Origin of the sequence: Mesorhizobium sp. WSM4313 (assembly GCF_002294725.1) — a bacterium.
Lineage (GTDB): Bacteria > Pseudomonadota > Alphaproteobacteria > Rhizobiales > Rhizobiaceae > Mesorhizobium.
Genome location: NZ_NSFT01000005.1, coordinates 78,939 through 96,284, shown reverse-complemented (window position 1 = coordinate 96,284; position 17,346 = coordinate 78,939). Strand labels below are relative to the sequence as shown.

Sequence of the window (17,346 nt, the reverse complement as noted above, 5' to 3'; positions counted from 1 at the left end):
TACCCTCTTTCTCCATTCTTCAATTCTTCAATTCTTCAATTCCTCAGTTCCCCGCCCCCCTCACTCAAGCAACGGCGACCAAGCCGGGTCCGAAGCATAGTTCGCCGTCGGAATCTGCTGCTCGTTGCGGCCGGTGAGATCGACCGAGACCAGCTTGGGGCCGCCGGCGGAGTCGCGGAAGAACATCAGCACGCGGCCGTTCGGCGCCCAGGTCGGACCCTCCTGCTGGAAGCCGGAGGACAGGATGCGCTCGCCCGAGCCGTCGGTCTTCATGACGCCGATCTGGAACTCGCCGCCGCTCTGCTTGGTGAAAGCGATGAGATCGCCGCGCGGCGACCAGACGGGCGTCGAATAGACGCCGTCGCCGAAGGATATGCGGTGCGGATTGGAGCCGTCCGCGCCCATGACATAGATCTGCGAACGGCCGCTGCCGCCGCCGCGGTCGGAGGTGAAGACGATCTGCGAGCCGTCCGGCGAATAGGAGGGAGAAGTGTCGATCGCGGTCGAATCGGTGAGCCGTGTCGTCGAGCGGCTCCTCAGATCCATGGCGAAGATGTTGGAGTTGCCGTCGTCGCGCAGCAGGCTCATGATCACCTTCTGGCCGTCGGGCGAGAAGCGCGGTGCGAAGGTCATGCCGGGGAAGTTGCCCACTAGCTCGCGCTGTCCGGTCTCGATCTGCAGCAGATACACCTTCGGCTGCCCGCTTTCATAGGACATGTAGGTGATTTCCTGCCGGTTCGGCGAAAAACGCGGCGTCAGAACGATCGCGCGGCCGTCCGACAGGTAGCGTATATTGGCGCCGTCCTGGTCCATGATGGCCAGCCGCTTCTTGCGGGCGTTCTTGGCGCCGGACTCGTCGACGAAGACCACGCGCGTGTCGAAATAGCCCTTTTCGCCGGTGATCCGCTCATAGATGGCGTCGGCGATGATATGGGCGACGCGCCTGGTGTTGGCGTCGTTGGCGAAGAACTGCTCGCCCGCCATCTGCTGGCCCGCAAACGTATCCCACAACCGGTACTGGGCGCGGATGCGGCCGTCGGCTTCCTTGCCGACGCTGCCGGTGACCAGCGCCTGCGCGTTGATCACCTTCCAGTCGTCGAAGCGCGGCGTGGCGTCCGGGCCGGAAATCTTTTCGATGAAGGCGCTCTTGTCGATCGGCGCGAACAGGCCGGAGCGCTTCAGGTCGGCGGTTACGATCTCGGTGATCTGCGCGCCCAGCGCGTCATTCGACTGAAAATCCGTGATGGCGATCGGTAGCGGTTCGACATTGCCCTTGTTGACGTTGATCTCGACGAGAGCCCATGCCGGCGCGGCGGCGCCAACGATAGAACCCAGTGCAATTGTCGCGACCATCAGGAGCGGCTTGAGGGTGAATTTCATATCTTCTCGCTTCTCTTCGCTGATTGTGCGGAGGGCAGGCCTCAGAGGCCAAGCATTTCCCTCGGATCGAAAGTGACCTTGATCTGCGCCCAGATGTCCTGTTTTCCGGGAGGAACCTGCAGGCCGGCCATGTTGCATTTCTGGATAGCGCGCACCGCGCTTTCGTCGACCTGGCGGTTTCCGCTCGATTTCTCGACGACAGGTCGGCCGTCCAGCTTGCCTGAGGCGTCGAGGTTGAACGAGATCACGGCGATGAGATCGTCCGAGGCTTCCATGCCCGCCGGGAAGGTCCAGCAACCCGCAAGCTGATCGCGCAGGGCCCCTTCCTCCGACTTCGACAGCTTCTGGCCCTGGTCCTTTTCGCCGCCCAGCGAAGCCTGCTGCGTCGAGCGCTTCGCGCCGCCGCCGGACGGCTTCTGCTTGTCCAGCAGGGCGGAAATCTCATCGGCATTGAACTGCTTGTCGTCCGACTTCGGCTTGGAAGACGCTTCCTTCACCGGCTTGTCGGCGTCCTTGCGGTCCGGCGCCTTGGCGCTTTCGGCCTGGGCCGGCTGCGGCTTCGGCCGCGCTTCCGGCGCAGGCGCGGAGTCCGGAAGCTTGGCCTCGTCGGTGGGTTGCTGCTGGGCGATCGCCTCGGCGACGGCGTCGGGCTTCACCTCGTCCTTCGAAATAGCGGCGGTCGTGTCCTTCGGCGGCGTCGGTGTCGGCTGCTTGGCCGGCGTCGGCTTGGGCTCCGTCTGCTTGACCGGCTCGGGCTTGACCTCTTCCTTCGGCGTCGGCGTCGGCGCAACTTCCGTCGCCGGGGTCGGCTTCGGCTTTTCCTGCGGCTTCGGCACGTCCTCGACCGCCGGCTTCTCGGTCGGCGTCGGCGCGGGCGGCGGCGCCGCCGTCTTCTCGACCGGCTTCGGCTTGGCTTCGTCCGTCACCGGCTTGTCGGTATCGACGGTGTTCTCGCCGACCTTCTGTGCATTGGTCACGACATCCGGCCGCTTGGTCGGCAGCGGCGCCGGTTTTTCATGCATCACCGACTTCTTGTCACCTTGCAGCGTCTGCGGCACGGCTTCCATAGGCACGATGTCGACCGCCACCGACTCCACGTCGGCCGCGGGCATTGCAGGTGGCGACGACAGCGTGAACAGCCCGAAGGCCAGCGCCACCGTATGCAAGATCACCGATGAGGTGAGGCCGGTCCGCATTTGGCGTCTACTGATCCTGTTCCTGCAGCGAGACCAGGCCGATATTCTTGTAGCCGGCCGCCGAAATGCGGGCCATCACCTTCATTGCCGTGCCGTAGTCGGTCGACTTGTCGCCGCGGATGAAGATGCGTTCGTCGTAACCGGTCTTCGAGATCGCCTGCAGCTTGGCTACCAGCTCCTCGATCGGGATCTCGGTCTCCTGCAGGAAAATCTTGCCCGTCGAGTCAATCGAAACGGTGATCGGCTGCGTGTCGACATTCATCGCCTTGGCCTGCGTGTCCGGCAGGTCGATCGGAACCCCGACGGTGAGCAGCGGCGCCGCGACCATGAAGATGATCAACAGCACCAGCATCACATCGACCATCGGCGTGACGTTGATTTCGGACATCAGGGCATGGTGACGGCCGCGCCGCCTATGGCCGCGTCCGCCTCGCCCCGAGCCACTTGCGCCTGCAGCAGACATCCCCATGATCGATCCTCAGCCCTTCTGCGCTACTTTTTCATCGATTTGGCGCGAGAGTATGGCGGAGAACTCGTCCGCGAAGCCTTCCATGCGCATGCCGATCTTGTTCGCGTCCGATGACAGCTTGTTGTAGGCGATGACCGCGGGAATGGCCGCGAGCAGGCCGATCGCGGTGGCGAGCAGCGCCTCGGCGATACCGGGCGCCACCACCGAAAGGCTGGTGTTCTTCGAGGCGGCGATCGCCTGGAACGACGTCATGATGCCGATAACGGTGCCGAACAGTCCGATGAACGGTGCGGCCGAGCCGGTGGTGGCGAGGAAGCCGAGGCGACCCTCCAGCTTCTCCATCTCGCGCGTCAGCGCCAGGTCCATCGCCTTGTCGATGCGGGTCTGCAGCGCCAGCGCCGATTTCGCGCCCTTTTCGAAACTCTTCTTCCATTCGCGCATGGCGGCGACGAAGATCGCGCCCATGCCGGTGGTCTTGCGATCGGCCAGCGTGCGGTAGAGATCCTCCAGCGACTGGCCCGACCAGAACACCTGCTCGAAGCGGTTGAGCGCCAGCCGCATGCGGCTATAGGCGACGAGCTTGTCAATGATGATCGCCCAGGTCCAGATCGAGGCGCAGAGCAGGCCGATCATGACAAGCTTGACCACCCAGCCGGCCTGCATGAATAGGGCCCAGAGCGACAGATGCGCGCCCGGTTCGGCGAGTGCGATATTTTCCATGACTTACGTCCTTAAGATTTTCCGGGCATCGCTGGCGGCTGGCCCATGGGCATTCCTTTGGTCCGATCGCGCGAAGCTAGAAGCTTGCGGATAGCCCCGAATGCACCGTTTCGCGGCCTTTTCGAGGCAAATATTGGTGAAAGGAAGGCGCACGGATTGCGCCAATCTTCGCCAATTCCTTCATGAACCGTTATGGTTAAGGATGGGTTAGGGGATCAGGCGCGGCGCATTGCCGCGCATGGCTGGGGCCGCCGGCAACCGGAGCCGTCCGGTTGAAGCCTTCAAGATGGGCCTCGCGTGGAAGCTTCAGGCTTTTGCCTTCGGCATGAAAGCCGCGATCCATTCCTTTGGGAAACGCTTTGGCCGGCCGCTTTCGCCGACGATCGCCGCTTCGACCTTGGCCTCGACCAGCACATCGCCGCCACGCTTCAATTGCTGGCCCATGAAGATGCGGGCGCCGGAAATATCGTCGGTGCGCGTGTCGATGGTGAGGATATCGTCCATACGCGCCGGCGAACGGAAGTCGATCTCCATGCGCCGCACCACCCAGACGATGCGCTCACCATGCTTGCCGTCCAGGAGTTCGGTGTGGTGGACGCCGGTCAGTCTCAGATAGTCGGAGCGCCCGCGTTCGAGGAATTCGAGATAGCGCGCATGGTAGACGACGCCGGAGAAATCCGTGTCGGCATAATAGACCCTCGCCATCAGCCGATGGCCGAAGTCCGTCAGCGCGCCGGAAAGCCCGGCGCCGAGCGCCGCCGATTCACCATGATCGTCCATCGCGCTTTCCTTTTCAGGCCCGAACAGGCACCTAAAGCCCTCAGACTTTAGGCATTTTTCTGTGCGTGTCGTTGTCCCAAAAACCGCTGCACACTTTTGGGCGATACGCACTGTTTTCGCGCGGGAACGGGATGGCATTGTTGGACACGATGATCAAGACCTTGATGGCGGCGCTGCTTGCGCTTGGCCCATTGGCGTTGCCCGCCGCAGCGGCGACCTTCTCGATGAAGCGCGGCCTCAATCTCGACCAGTGGGTCACCTGGCCGGTCGAGGACACATGGGGCGAGCGCCAGGCAATCCTGCCTTACCCGGAATGGCGTAAGTTCCTTAAGGAGGACGACCTCAAGGCGCTCAAGAGCGCCGGTCTCGATTTCCTGCGCATGCCGGTCGATCCCTCGCCCTTTTTTTCGGACCGCACCACGGCCCTTCGCGACGACCTCTATGCCAGCGTGCTGGCCTCCGCGCGCATGATCAACCGTGCCGGCCTGAAGGTGATCGTCGACCTGCATCTGATCCCCGCCGGCGGCAACCGCAAGATCGGCATGAGCGAGGTGATGCACGACTCGGCCGTCTTCGATGCCTATGCCGAGCTGGTGCGCAAGATGGCGCGGACGCTGGCCAAGGAGGATCCGAAGCTTGTCGCGCTGGAACTGATGAACGAGCCGCTGGCCGATTGTGAGGCGAACGGCACCAACCTTTGGCCCGATCGCCAGAAGCAGCTGTTCGCCGCCGCGCGCGCCTCCGCTACCAGGCTCACGCTGGTGCTGAGCGGCGGCTGCTATTCGAACGCGGAGTCGCTGGCCAGGATCGACCCCAAGACGATCGCCGATGACAACATCATCTGGACCTTCCATTCCTACGACCCGTTCCTTTTGACGCATCAGGGCGCAAGCTGGGCCGGCGACTTCATCCCCTACGTAACCGGCCTGCCCTATCCGTTGACGGCTGTCCCGAAGGCGCAACTCGACATGGCGCTGGACGCGATCCGCGACCGGATCAGGGCCGAGGCGCCCTGGGCGCGGCGAAGCGGCCTGCTTAGCTATCTCGACGAGCAGGTGGCGACGATGGACAGCTCCGAAAAGCTGCTTGGCGTGATGGATTCACCGTTCGCGGCGGTCGACGCCTGGGCGAAGGCCAACGGGATCAAGCCGCAGGACATCACGCTCGGTGAATTCGGCATGATCCGCAAGGAATACGGCAACAGCTTCGTCATGCCGGCCGCATATCGCGCAGCCTATGTGCGCGACATGATCGCCCGCGCCGAGGCGCATGGCTTTTCCTGGTCGCTGTGGAGCTATGGCGGCGCCTTCGGCATCGTCGATGCGTTCGACGGCGAGAAGGCGGAACCGGACGTGATGGACGTGATCAGGTCGCTGCGCTGAGGCGGTGGGCCGGGGCGACACGCCTCAGCCCAGATCGATCTGCAGGATCTCCGGCCGCACCCCGAGACGAACCGGCAGAATGCTGAAGCCCAGCCCGCCCGACACGATCAGGTTGCGGTCATTCTCCACGACATGGCCGTAGGCGAAGCGATTGCCATAGTCCGAAGGCACGACCGGCGAATAACCAAACAGCCGCACCTGTCCGCCATGCGTGTGGCCGGACAAGGTGAGCGATACCCGCGAGGGCACCTTTGGAAAGATGTCCGGTTCATGTGCAAGCAGGATGATCGGCTCGCTCCCCTGGATCTTGGCCAAGGTGCCCGGGAGATCGTCGAAGCCCTGGAAACCGTCGCGTCCCTTGGCCTTGTTCGGCAGCAGCGCGAGTTGATCGGCTAGCCCGGCGATCCAGAAGCCATGCCCGTCCTTTTCCAGCCGCACGACGTCGTTTTCCAGCACCGGGATGCCGACATGCTCGAGCGCCTTGCGCGACTGGGTCGGGCCGGCTTCCGCTCGCTGGGCGAAGAAATCGGTCCACCAGTCGTGATTGCCGAGGATCGACAGCACGCCGAGCGGCGCCTTCAGCCCCGACAATGCCTCGGCCCACTCCTCCACCCGCACCCGGCCCGTCACCAGCTTTGTCCCGGCGGTATAGTCACCGAGCAGCACGATCAGATCCGGCTGCAACGCGTTGGCCTCCTCGGCAAGCGCTGCGATCCGTTCCGGCGTCATCCAGGGCCGGCAAGAGTGGATATCGGCAAGCGCGACGACGCGCAGCTTGAGCCCGGCCGGCCAGTGCGGCGGCGTCAATGTGTAGCGCTTCACATGGGTGAGCAGCATCGGCTCGATGCCGACCGCATAGGCGCTGAGCGACACCATGGCGAAGGCCGAGCCGCCGACAAGGCGCAGGAAAGCGCGTCTGGTGATCATAGGTCGCCCCAAGCCCTAGGACTGCGTCAGATAGCCTATCTTAAAGGATGCAATTGCGCCCTCAGTCGGGCCGAGGCGCGCAGATTCTGCGCAGATGGACCATTGCGCCGCCGAAACGGCGAACAAATCTGCGTTACTCTTCCTGAAACAGGCTGATCTGCTGCTGGGCGATGTCCTTCGGCGGGTCGAGGCCCAGATGGCGCCAGGCGTTGGCGGTCAGCACGCGACCGCGCGGCGTGCGCTGGATGAAGCCCTGCTGGATCAGGTAAGGCTCGATGATATCCTCGATCGCGTCGCGCGGCTCGGAGAGTCCGGCCGCGATTGTCTCGATGCCGACCGGCCCGCCGCCGAAATTGCGCGCGATCATCGACAGATAGCGGCGATCGAGCGCGTCGAGGCCGAGCGCATCGACCTCCAGCCTGGTCAGCGCCTCGTCGGCGATCCTCCTGTCGACATGACCGTCCCCGGCCACTGAAGCAAAATCGCGCACCCGGCGCAGCAGCCGGCCGGCAATGCGCGGCGTGCCGCGCGCGCGGCGCGCGATCTCCACCGCGCCGTCGTCGCCGAGCGGCATCGACAGGATACGGGCGCCGCGGCGCACGATCTGCTCCAGCTCCTCGACCGTGTAGAAATTGAGCCGGACCGGAATGCCGAAACGGTCGCGCAGCGGATTGGTCAGCAGGCCGAGCCTCGTCGTTGCCGCGACCAGCGTGAAACGGGCAAGGTCGATCTTGACCGAGCGCGCCGCCGGCCCCTCGCCGATGATGAGATCAAGCTGGAAATCCTCCATTGCCGGATAGAGGATTTCCTCGACCGCCGGGTTGAGGCGATGGATCTCGTCGATGAAAAGGACGTCGCGCTCCTCGAGATTGGTGAGCAGCGCGGCGAGATCGCCGGCCTTGGCGATAACCGGACCCGAGGTCGAGCGGAAATTGACGCCGAGCTCGCGCGCCATGATCTGCGCCAGCGTCGTCTTGCCGAGCCCCGGCGGCCCGACGAACAGCACATGGTCGAGCGCCTCGCCGCGGCTCTTGGCGGCATCGACGAAGACCTTGAGATTGGCGCGCACCGCCGCCTGGCCGACGAACTCGTCGAGCGACTGCGGCCGCAGCGTCTGGTCGGTATCCTCGCCGCGCTTGTCGGGAGCAATGAGGCGGTCGTTCACAAATCCATCCTCGTCCTGAATCAGAGCATTGCCAAACGCTTTCAGTCAACCGACTTCGATGGTCACGGCAGGAGACTTCCATGACATCCCGTAGAGATCGCGAATGCTCTCGAGCCGCGACTCACCGTAGCTGGCCCACAGTAGTTGTTTCCTAAGCACTTCGCTGCCGTCTTTTCCATCGAACATGGCAAAAGCGGCTCCCTGGAGTCTCTTATCGAGATTGGAGCTGACAGCCGCCGCGAATTCCTTCCGCTCCCGGCCAGAGTACTCCGCGACGAACGCTGCAAGATTGGCGACCTGCCTGTTGAGCCCGCTGACCACCACAAACTGATAGGCTTTCAACTCTTCGGCAAGGTCGGCTGCAAGGAGCGGAACCACATCGTCCACAGCACCTTCCGCCACCCATGCAAGGATATTTTTTTCATAAGCAAGACCAGACAGCGCCTTGTGCCGTAAAGCATAGAATGCGGTCTTGAGTTTGAGTCTATGACCGTCATCGCAATGACATAGCCTTCGATGCCCTCTTCGCTTCGGGCAATCGTAACGAAATCCCTTGTCGGAGTCGTCATCTGAAGCGACGGGATCAGCGGCACGTCGAATTGATCGGCCAGCGATTGAAGCTCCTGATGGGTTGAGTAGCGCCCGGTCCGGTTGTCACGAGCGGCCAGCAGCGTCAGCGACGGCTGATCATAGGCGATGACGACCCTGTTTTCGGGCGACGTGAACTCGAACAGCGCCGTGATGCCTGCTTCGACGGCCCATTTCGAGAGGCTGCGAATGTCCTCGTCGGCATGCTTCAACGCGGCGCTCGATTGCGCCGTGACGCCCATTCGGGTCATGAACACGAGTTCACCGCGAACGACGCAGGGGTGAACCATCGAGCCATCGAGCTTCGACAAAACGACATGAGGTACTGTCCAGTCGATGTCTTCCGGACGCTGCCTCTCCCCAAGGTTGAAGAATTTGTGAAACGGCCGGGCAATGAGTCGCCCGTCCTTGTCAAACTTCAAGCCACGGCATTCAAGCGCCATCGGGCTGCGGAACGTATCGTCGCCCACAAATCCATAGTCGATAACGTCATAGTCATCGAAGCGGGTCAGAAAGAAACCGATGTTCCCCTGAATGTGCGGCAGAACATCGGCTACGGTTTCGATTACCGGGAACATTGCTCGCTCCAAATAAAAAGGCCGCTCCCGATGAAGCGGCCTGACGAGTGGATTGCTGTGTGAAGCTATCTTCGACAATGCCGCAAGCGCGCGCGACGTTCGGACTCGGCCGCGGCCGATCCTGAGTTCACTTCGATATTGATCGCAAAAAGGCACATGTCGATTACTCATGCAAAAAGAAGCGCACTTAAGAAATCAAACTATTCTGGAAGTCAATCCGGGCGCTGAGTTTCACAGACTTACCGCGCCAGTTCCTTCAGGCCGAAGCGGATCAACTTCGAAGCGTCGGCCCCCTCGCCGGCTGATTTCAGCGCCGCGGCAACCGCGTTCGCCGCGATGTCGCGCGAATAGCCGAGATTGACGAGCGCCGAGACCGCATCGGTGATCGGTGCGGCCGCGACACCTTCGCCAAGCTCCTGCTTGAGCCCGATCGTACCGGTGGCCGCGCCCGCATAGGCTGGCGCTTTGGTGCGCAGTTCGGTGACGATGCGTTCCGCCACCTTCTTGCCGACGCCTGGCGCTCTGGAAACCATGGCAATGTCGCGCAGCGCGATCGCGTTGGCGAGGTCGGCCGGCGCCAGCGTCGACAGGATGGCCAGCGCCACCTTGGCGCCGACGCCCTGCACATTGTTCATCAGAAGGCGGAACCACTCGCGCTCCAGCCCGCTCTGGAAGCCATAGAGCCGGATCATGTCCTCGCGCACATAGGTCTCGATGAACAGCACCACCGCCTCGCCGGGCGAGGGCAGCGCGGCCAGCGTCCGCACCGAGCAATGGACGACGTAGCCGACGCCATGCACGTCGATGACGCAGCTATCTTCGTCGATCTCGTCCAGCGTGCCTTTCAGCTTGCCGATCATGATTGTCCCCTCACGCCAGCGCGGCCATGCGGTAGGCTGTGCTCGGGCGGTGATGCGCATGGCAGATGGCGATGGCCAGAGCGTCGGCGGCGTCGTCGGTGTCGAAGACAGCCTTTGGCATCAGCACCTTCACCATCATGTGGATCTGCTTCTTCTCGCCGTGGCCGACGCCGATAACCGCCTTCTTGACCGCATTGGGCGCATACTCGGCCACCACCAGCCCGGCGCGCGCCGGCACCAGCATGGCGATGCCGCGCGCCTGGCCGAGCTTCAGCGTCGCCGTCGCATCCTTGTTGACGAAAGTCTGCTCGACCGCCGCCTCATGCGGCATGGCCTGGTGCAGCACCTCGGCCAAGCCGTCATGCAGCTGGCAGAGTCTTGTCGCCAGCGACTCCTTGTCGTCGGACCGCACCGTGCCGGATGCGATGAAGCGCAGCGAATTGCCCACGCTGTCGATAATACCCCAGCCGGTGCGCCTCAGGCCCGGATCGATGCCGATGATGCGAATCGCTTCCCCCATGCGCCAAGTCTAGCCGTGGCGGCAAGCGATGTCAGCAAAATGTGAACAAACCGGAAACAATTGCAATCTCGGCGATACGCTGTTTCATAAAACAGCGAGATGCCTAATTCGTCACGCGGCGGATGGTTTTCGACAGCCGCGTGAGAAATGCCGGCCTGGACGATGCGACCAGCTTCCACGCCAGGACTGCATTGCCCATGCGCCGCGGCAGGATTCCGATGCAAAGGAACCAGGCCGCCAGAGCTGCCCGCCGCCGCCAGGATGCGTCCATTTCCAGGCTAGCGGCGGCGCCCGCTTTTGCCAGTCCCAGCCGGGAGTCGGTGGCGACCGGATGCTGGGGCTCGTCGACGCAGAGCGAAGCCAGCCGCTCTTCCAGATGCACCGGATCGCGAAGGCTGGCATCCGGCGGCACGGTCAAGCCGATCTCGGCCGCCCGGCCGGACAAGGCCTCGAGGCGCCTGAAGTCATGCTGCACCCGCCAACGCGCCCGCTCGGCAAGCTTTTCGGCAAAGACCGAATGATTGGAGCCGTGGATGCGGTAGGCGCCAAGGCAGGTATCGATGGATTTCACCTCTCCGTGCAGCGGCGCCAGCGTTGCGAGATAGCCGTCGGCGCCTTGCCGGAAATCGCTTTCAGGCATCGGCATTATCGTTTCCAGCGCCTCGCGGTCGAACGCCAGCCCGCTTGTCACCGTCGTACGGTACCGCCCCTTGCGCAGCAATTCCGGCACGACGTCGCCTGAATCGAACGGCTGTTCCGGTGGTGGAAAGACATCCTTGATATGCTGGTCCTCATCAACGAGATGCAATCTGAATTGCGCCTGGGCGACATCCGCATCCCACTCGTCCAACACCTCTGAAACGGCGTTCGGATAGAGATAGTCGTCGGCGTCGAGGAAAAGGACGATCTCTCCGGTGCTCGCCTCGAACCCAGTATTGAACGCAGCCGCATGTCCGCCATTCCTGCGCCTGAGGCACGGACGGATTTTGTCGCCGTAGGATTCGATCACGGCCACCGATGCATCCGTCGATGCGTCGTCGACGACCACGACCTCGACATTTCGGTGGTCCTGCTCCAACGCGCTGTCGATGGCGCGTCCTAGAAACTGTTCGTAATTGTAGTTGGGGATGATGATCGATACCGGGATGCGGTCCAATGGCGAATGCACGGGATCAAGCCTCGCAATCTGCTTTGGTCACAGTGACGGTGGTTTTCTTGCAGAACCGGCTCGGGTCGACCCGGCTGCGGCGAACGGCTCCAACTAGGGGCCTATCGCTTCAAGGCAAGTGTGATCTTTCCCGCGAAGGCCGGCATGGCCTTCAATACGGCGATGGCTGCCGCAGGTTCGACGAGCGGCCGGAGTCGCAAGCGTTGAACTGCAGCCAAAGCCACGGCCAAATTACCGCCCAATCAAGGATATGCCGCTACCGCTATCGTTTTTTTTGCAAACGCGGTTTCAGCCGCGCGCGAACGCCGTATTCAAAAGGCTGATCTGGTCGGACACCGGGTTGGCACGCCGGCTGGGCGCGTGCGTCTCGCTGATGACGCCGCCATAGATTTCCTCGTCCATGCGCCGCACCAGCGACTGCAGGCGCAGCGAGCGCGTCACGAGGTCCAGAAAATCCTTGGGCAGCTCGTTCCAGCCAAGCGCCTCGTCATGCGCGGACGCGGTGTCGAGACGCACCTTGGATTTCTCCGAAGCCACTTGGTCGCGCGTCATCTCGCCGGAATTCGCCGCCCGCTGCAAAAGCAGCCAGGAGGCGACCTGCATAAGCCTTGTAGTCAGCCGCATCGATTCGGCCGCATAGAGCGTCGCTGCCGTGCGCGACAATTTCTTGGCTTCGAGCCTGCCCTTGCCATCGAGATATTCGGCGGCCTGTTCGACCAGCCCCATGCCTTCCTGGTAAAGCGGCTTGAAGGATTGAGAGAAAACCCGGCGCTCCGCCAGTTTTATGGTTTTCGCGCTGCCCTTCGAAGGCTCGTTCATCGATACGCCCCTGCACTGCCGCAAGCCGATTCGGCATCCTTGCCGACGCGGCCCGCACCCTAAATGACTGAGGCTTGAAAATGCGCTTCGACGCCAATGAAGGCAAGCGCATGTTTAACAAACGGTTAACGCCGGGCCGGTTCCGGCCATCCGCAAGCGGATGGCATCAGCCAGCCGGCCGCGGATAAAAAAAGAGCCGCGGATAAGGCGGCTCTCAGGAGTTTAACAGGGAGGCGTCAAACAAAGTGGCTCCAACCACTCGGTAAGAATCCAGCAAAACTGGATGGGTGTAGTAAACGCCTGTAAAGCTTAATGAACCCTTAACGCGGCGCTGATTTTTTAAGCGAACGCGCGCTCCTGTACCGGAACAGGACAGCGGATTCGCTGCCCGGGATCGTCCGAGCACCGGATTTCGGGCGCCGATCGTGGCGGCCGTAACATGTTTGCTGCTGCCGCGGCATCGTTCCGAAACACGCGCCACGCAAAAGGCCGCTCCACAAAGGCGGCGCGCAAATCCGCGCCGCTTGAAATCAGGCAGGACATCCGGAGCAAACCATGGATTGGTATTCGATCGTCAAATTCCTTCACGTCGTCTCGGCTATTTTGTGGGTCGGCGGCGGCTTCGTGCTGTTCCTGCTCGGCGTGCTGGCCGAGCGCGCCGGCAACATCGAGGACAAGCTGCTGGCTATACGCGCCAGCGGACAGCTCGGCGGCCGGTTCTTCGCGCCGATGTCGATGCTGACGCTGGTCTTTGGCCTCATCATGTGCGGCTTCTGGGTCGGCTTTGCCGACCTGTGGATCGTCATCGGCCTCGTCGGCTATGCCACGACCTTCTCGATCGGCATACTGATCTTCAAGCCGACCGGCGAGCGCATGGGCGCCATGATCGCCGAGCAGGGCGTGACGCCGGCCGCCCTCTCCATCGGCCAGCGCATGATGAACTGGGCGCGCCTCGATTATGCGGTGATGCTGGTGATCATCGCCGACATGGTGCTGAAGCCCACTCTGCACGACGTCGGCATTCTTGCCGGCATGGCGATGGTGGTCGCGCTGGGCGCCGCGCTCGCCTTCGGCGGCAGCCGCCAGATGGTGCCGAGCGCCGCGTGACATTAAGGCGCTCGCCCGAAGGCGCGTTGAGATTCAGGTCAGGCCGAGTCGAAAGTGGTGATTTCCGAGAACCGGAGCGGAGCGTACTTTAAGTACGTGAGCACCGGAAGCGCAGGAAATCGCCATTTGCAGGCCGGCCTCACCTGAATATCGACGCGCCTCACATCAGGCCGGCAATGCCGTCCCACAGCAGCTTGACGGCGACCACCGCGACGGTGGCGTAGGTGAACGGATAGAAGATCTCCGGCCGCATGCGGCGCACCAGCCACGCACCGGCGATGGTCGACAGCGGCGCCAGCGGCATCAGCACCGCCGAAGCGGTGAGATTGGCGGTGTCGAACTGGCCGAGCGCGAAATAGGGGATGAGCTTCAGCGCATTGGTGGCGGCAAAGAAGATTGCCGCCGTTCCCGACAGCACTTTCGGATCGAGCCGTATCGGCAGCGCATAGACCTGGAAGGGCGGGCCGCCGACATGGGCGACGAAGCTGGTGAAGCCGGCGACAGCGCCCCAGAAAGCGGCGGCAATGCGGTTCGGTTCCGCCACATGATCGGCGCCGTGACGGAACTGCAGGTAGATCCAGCGCAGCACGAACACCAGCGCGACGGCGCCGACGATCAGCCGCACCATCTCCTCTGTGACCAACGCCGCAGTCAGCCAGCCGAGCCCGATGCCGATGACGGCGCCGGGCATCATGTCAACCAGCATCCTGCGGTCGTAGACGCCCCACCAGGTCCACACTGAAACCACGTCCATCAGGCACAGGATCGGCAGCAGGATGGCGGCCGCCTGAACCGGCGGGATGGTCAGAGCCATCAACGGCACGCCGACGAAACCGACGGCGCCGCCGAAGCCGCCTTTCGATAGGCCGACAAGGATCACCGCCGGAATGGCGGCAGCATAGAACCACGGGTCGCTGAGCAGGCCTGACATCGGCAAAGGAAGGTTGGAGAGGGCGGGAATTCAGCCATAGCGCAGAACGGCGCCGCCGGGATAGTCATTAATGCCGGCATCCGCTATTGCCAGCCCGATATCGACGTGTGCGACGATGTTCGACCGGACCAGTCCTCATCCGCCGTATAGCCGACTGTTCAAGCCGCTCCCTTTGCTCTATGCCGCAATGCAACCATCTTCGCCCGGCATAGGCGAAACCGGGATCGAAGGCCAATGAACGAAGCAACTCCTCCCAACCGCTGCCGCATCGTGTTGATCGCGCCGCCGCTCGTGCCGGCGGAGCAAATCTGCGCGGCGTTCGACGGTGGCGACGTCGCCTCGTTGATTCTGCCCGACAACGGCATGGACGATGCCTCCTTCCAGGCCTTCGCCGAAAGGATAGTGCCGATCGCTCAAAGTGCCGGCGTCGCCGTCATCATCGCCGGCGACAGCCGCATCGCCGGGCGCGTCCAGGCCGACGGCATCCATGTCGAAGTGAAGCCCGCCGAACTCGCCGAGACGATCGAGCGCGTGGCCGGCAAGATGATGGTCGGCGCCGGCGGCGCCAAGACGCGCGACGAGGCGCTGGGGCTCGGCGAGGAGCGGCCCGACTATATGTTCTTCGGCCGTTTCGGCTATGACAACAAGCCGGAGCCGCACCACCGCAACCTCGCGCTGGGCGAATGGTGGGCGGAGATGATTTCGATCCCCTGCATCGTCATGGCCGGCTCCGAGCTTGCCTCCGTCGAGACGGTGGCCGCGACCGGCGCCGAGTTCGTCGCGCTGTCCAGCGCCGTCTTTGCCGACGGACGCGATCCGCGCGCCGCGATCGCCGCCGCCAACGCGTTGCTCGATGAAACCGCGCCGCGTTTCGAGGACTGACATGCGCCTGCGTGGCCTTTGCCTGACGGTTCTGGCCGGCTTGTTTGCGCAGGCCGCGATGGCGGCTGAGACCGTCCCGCTGCCGCAGCCGCGGCCGGAGACGAGCGCACCGGACAAGAGCGCATCCGACGCAACCAAGCCGGATATAAGCACGCCAGATACTGGCACGCCGGATAAGGGCAAACTGGACACAGCCGCGCCGGACGCCGGCGCGCCGGATCCGAACAGGTTCGGCACCGGCGCGCATATCGATAAGCCGATCCAAAACGCCTTGCCGCAACCGGCAACCATGACGCCGCCATCGGCCGATGCCGTCAATCCCGACCGCTTCGGTGCCAAGCAGCCGGACGCCGCCTACGGCGCCTTCCAGCGCGGGCTTTACAAGACCGCCTACAACCTCGCCATGGAGCGCGCCAAGAACGGCGATCCGGCGGCCGAGACGCTCGTGGCCGAAATCCTGTCGCGCGGGCTGGGTGTGCCGCTCAATCCGGCCGAGGCCGCGAAATGGTATGCGCTGGCCGCCGAACAGGGCGTGCCGGAGGCTCAGTTCCAATACGCGCTGGCGCTGCTGGACGGCCGTTATGTGAAGAAGGATGAAAAGGCCGCTTTCGCGCTGATGCAGGCCGCGGCCGAGGCCGGCAACCGGCTTGCCCAGTTCAACTTCGCCCAGTTGCTCGTCCAGCAGGATCCCGGCGACGACGGCCTTGTGAAGGCCGCCGCCTATTACGAACGCGCCGCCGCCACCGGACTTGCCGATGCGCAATATGCGCTGGCGCAGCTCTACGCCAATGGCGTCGGCGGCAAGCCGCATGACGACGCCCAGGCGCGTCTTCTCCTGGCACAGGCCGCGAGACAGAACTACGACACCGCGCAGATCGACCTCGCCGCCTGGATGATCGAGGGACGCGGCGGCGGGCGCGACCTGAAATCGGGCTTTGCCTGGATGAAACGGGCGGCGCAAGGCGGCAACGTCGCCGCCCAGAACCGTCTCGCCAAGCTTTATATGGGCGGCATCGGCACCGATCCGGATCTGATCCTTGCCGGCGCCTGGTACATCGTCGCCCGCCGCGCCGGGCTGATCGATCCGCAGATGGACGATTTCCTGCAGGGCCTCGACGACGATCAGACCAAGCAGGCGCTGCAGAAGGCAAATCGTCTGCCTTGACGCATGGCGTCACGGACAGCATGTCCGGACCGCCTTGGGCTCCCTCCCTTGCCTCCCCGGGCAATTTGTGTTCTTGGAGGCGCCAAAGCGCGACCCGCGCCAGAAAAATCTCATTCCGGATCAGTTCATCATGGCCAAGATCAGTGGCAACGAAATTCGTCCCGGCTATGTCATCGAGCATGATGGCGGGCTTTGGGTGGCGGTCAAGACCAACACCGTCAAGCCGGGCAAGGGCGGCGCCTACAATCAGGTCGAGCTGAAGAACCTGATCAACGGCACCAAGCTCAACGAGCGCTTCCGCTCGGCCGAGACCGTTGAGCAGATCCGGCTCGACCTGAAGGATTTTTCGTTCCTCTACGAGCAGGGCGACGCGCTGGTCTTCATGGATACAGAAAGTTACGAGCAGCTCGAACTGGCGAAAGACTTCGTCGGCGAGCGCGCCGCCTTCCTGCAGGACGGCATGATGGTGACGGTGCAGCTTTACGAGGAGCGGCCGATCGGCATTTCGCTGCCCGACCAGGTGACGCTGGCCATCACCGAGGCCGACCCGGTGGTGCGGGGCCAGACGGCCGCCTCCTCCTACAAGCCGGCGGTGCTGGAGAACGGCATCCGCGTGCTGGTGCCGCCCTTCATCTCGGCCGGCGAGCGCATCATCGTCGACACCAACGAAATCACCTACGTGCGCCGCGCGGATTAACGGCAAGAAAGC

General features: G+C 63.3%; 19 protein-coding genes. 5 read left to right on the top strand and 14 right to left on the bottom strand.

Translation table 11 applies throughout. The annotated features are described in order from the left end of the window. Positions 1–60: 60 nt before the first annotated feature. From tolB to ybgC, 5 genes are all read right to left on the bottom strand, one after another. Entirely contained in the window at positions 61–1,353 is a 1,293-nt protein-coding gene (gene tolB, locus CK219_RS13575) for a Tol-Pal system beta propeller repeat protein TolB (RefSeq protein ID WP_224528395.1), read from the bottom strand. A 68-nt stretch (positions 1,354–1,421) separates the two neighbouring features. Further along, the gene (locus CK219_RS13570; protein ID WP_095767279.1) at positions 1,422–2,576 is read right to left on the bottom strand and encodes a TonB family protein; all 1,155 of its coding nucleotides are present in this window, start codon (positions 2,574–2,576) and stop codon (positions 1,422–1,424) included. A 7-nt stretch (positions 2,577–2,583) separates the two neighbouring features. Beyond that, positions 2,584–3,039 carry a protein TolR gene (gene tolR / locus CK219_RS13565; protein ID WP_095767278.1) on the bottom strand — a complete coding sequence of 152 codons (456 nt, stop codon included), beginning with the start codon at positions 3,037–3,039 and terminating at the stop codon, positions 2,584–2,586. A 15-nt stretch (positions 3,040–3,054) separates the two neighbouring features. Further along, the gene (tolQ, locus tag CK219_RS13560; protein WP_095767277.1) at positions 3,055–3,765 is read right to left on the bottom strand and encodes a protein TolQ; all 711 of its coding nucleotides are present in this window, start codon (positions 3,763–3,765) and stop codon (positions 3,055–3,057) included. Positions 3,766–4,071: 306 nt separating this feature from the next. After that, on the bottom strand, positions 4,072–4,545 hold the full coding sequence (gene ybgC / locus CK219_RS13555) for a tol-pal system-associated acyl-CoA thioesterase (RefSeq protein WP_095767276.1): 474 nt from the start codon (positions 4,543–4,545) through the stop codon (positions 4,072–4,074). A gap of 131 nt (positions 4,546–4,676) precedes the next feature. Here ybgC and CK219_RS13550 point away from each other — a divergent pair, with 131 nt between their 5' ends. Next, positions 4,677–5,927, top strand: a complete 1,251-nt coding sequence (locus tag CK219_RS13550; protein ID WP_095767275.1) for a cellulase family glycosylhydrolase — start codon at positions 4,677–4,679, stop codon at positions 5,925–5,927. A gap of 24 nt (positions 5,928–5,951) precedes the next feature. On the opposite strand, the gene CK219_RS13545 is transcribed toward CK219_RS13550, so the two are convergent. From CK219_RS13545 to CK219_RS13510, 8 genes are all read right to left on the bottom strand, one after another. Then, on the bottom strand, positions 5,952–6,854 hold the full coding sequence (locus tag CK219_RS13545; RefSeq protein ID WP_095767274.1) for a metallophosphoesterase: 903 nt from the start codon (positions 6,852–6,854) through the stop codon (positions 5,952–5,954). Positions 6,855–6,987: 133 nt separating this feature from the next. Continuing rightward, entirely contained in the window at positions 6,988–8,019 is a 1,032-nt protein-coding gene (gene ruvB / locus CK219_RS13540; RefSeq protein WP_095767273.1) for a Holliday junction branch migration DNA helicase RuvB, read from the bottom strand. A 45-nt stretch (positions 8,020–8,064) separates the two neighbouring features. Further along, positions 8,065–8,406, bottom strand: a complete 342-nt coding sequence (locus tag CK219_RS13535) for a hypothetical protein (RefSeq protein ID WP_141245340.1) — start codon at positions 8,404–8,406, stop codon at positions 8,065–8,067. Further along, the gene (locus CK219_RS13530) at positions 8,358–9,185 is read right to left on the bottom strand and encodes an RNA ligase (RefSeq protein WP_176477010.1); all 828 of its coding nucleotides are present in this window, start codon (positions 9,183–9,185) and stop codon (positions 8,358–8,360) included. Before CK219_RS13530 ends, CK219_RS13535 begins: the two co-directional genes overlap by 49 nt. Positions 9,186–9,424: 239 nt before the next feature. Next, entirely contained in the window at positions 9,425–10,045 is a 621-nt protein-coding gene (ruvA, locus tag CK219_RS13525) for a Holliday junction branch migration protein RuvA (protein ID WP_095767270.1), read from the bottom strand. A 10-nt stretch (positions 10,046–10,055) separates the two neighbouring features. After that, entirely contained in the window at positions 10,056–10,565 is a 510-nt protein-coding gene (ruvC, locus tag CK219_RS13520) for a crossover junction endodeoxyribonuclease RuvC (protein ID WP_095767269.1), read from the bottom strand. A 103-nt stretch (positions 10,566–10,668) separates the two neighbouring features. Then, positions 10,669–11,733 (bottom strand): glycosyltransferase family 2 protein, encoded by a 1,065-nt coding sequence (locus tag CK219_RS13515; RefSeq protein ID WP_095767268.1) that lies wholly within the window; start codon positions 11,731–11,733, stop codon positions 10,669–10,671. Between the two features lie 288 nt (positions 11,734–12,021). Further along, the gene (locus CK219_RS13510; protein ID WP_095767267.1) at positions 12,022–12,552 is read right to left on the bottom strand and encodes a DUF1465 family protein; all 531 of its coding nucleotides are present in this window, start codon (positions 12,550–12,552) and stop codon (positions 12,022–12,024) included. A 555-nt stretch (positions 12,553–13,107) separates the two neighbouring features. Between CK219_RS13510 and CK219_RS13505 the strand changes: the two genes are divergently transcribed. Further along, complete coding sequence (locus tag CK219_RS13505) at positions 13,108–13,659, top strand: DUF2269 family protein (RefSeq protein ID WP_095767266.1); 552 nt, start codon at positions 13,108–13,110, stop codon at positions 13,657–13,659. A gap of 160 nt (positions 13,660–13,819) precedes the next feature. Here CK219_RS13505 and CK219_RS13500 read toward each other — a convergent pair whose 3' ends face one another. Beyond that, positions 13,820–14,590 carry a sulfite exporter TauE/SafE family protein gene (locus CK219_RS13500; protein ID WP_095767265.1) on the bottom strand — a complete coding sequence of 257 codons (771 nt, stop codon included), beginning with the start codon at positions 14,588–14,590 and terminating at the stop codon, positions 13,820–13,822. Between the two features lie 234 nt (positions 14,591–14,824). Here CK219_RS13500 and CK219_RS13495 point away from each other — a divergent pair, with 234 nt between their 5' ends. The 3 genes from CK219_RS13495 to efp all read left to right on the top strand — a co-directional run bounded on the left by CK219_RS13495 (position 14,825) and on the right by efp (position 17,334). Continuing rightward, positions 14,825–15,472: a thiamine phosphate synthase gene (locus CK219_RS13495; protein WP_095767264.1), complete on the top strand. Its 648-nt coding sequence runs from the start codon at positions 14,825–14,827 to the stop codon at positions 15,470–15,472. Position 15,473: 1 nt separating this feature from the next. Then, a complete protein-coding gene (locus CK219_RS13490) occupies positions 15,474–16,637 on the top strand; it encodes a tetratricopeptide repeat protein (protein WP_245340472.1) in 1,164 nt (387 codons plus the stop codon). 130 nt (positions 16,638–16,767) lie between these two features. Beyond that, on the top strand, positions 16,768–17,334 hold the full coding sequence (efp, locus tag CK219_RS13485) for an elongation factor P (RefSeq protein WP_095767538.1): 567 nt from the start codon (positions 16,768–16,770) through the stop codon (positions 17,332–17,334). Positions 17,335–17,346 lie beyond the last annotated feature (12 nt).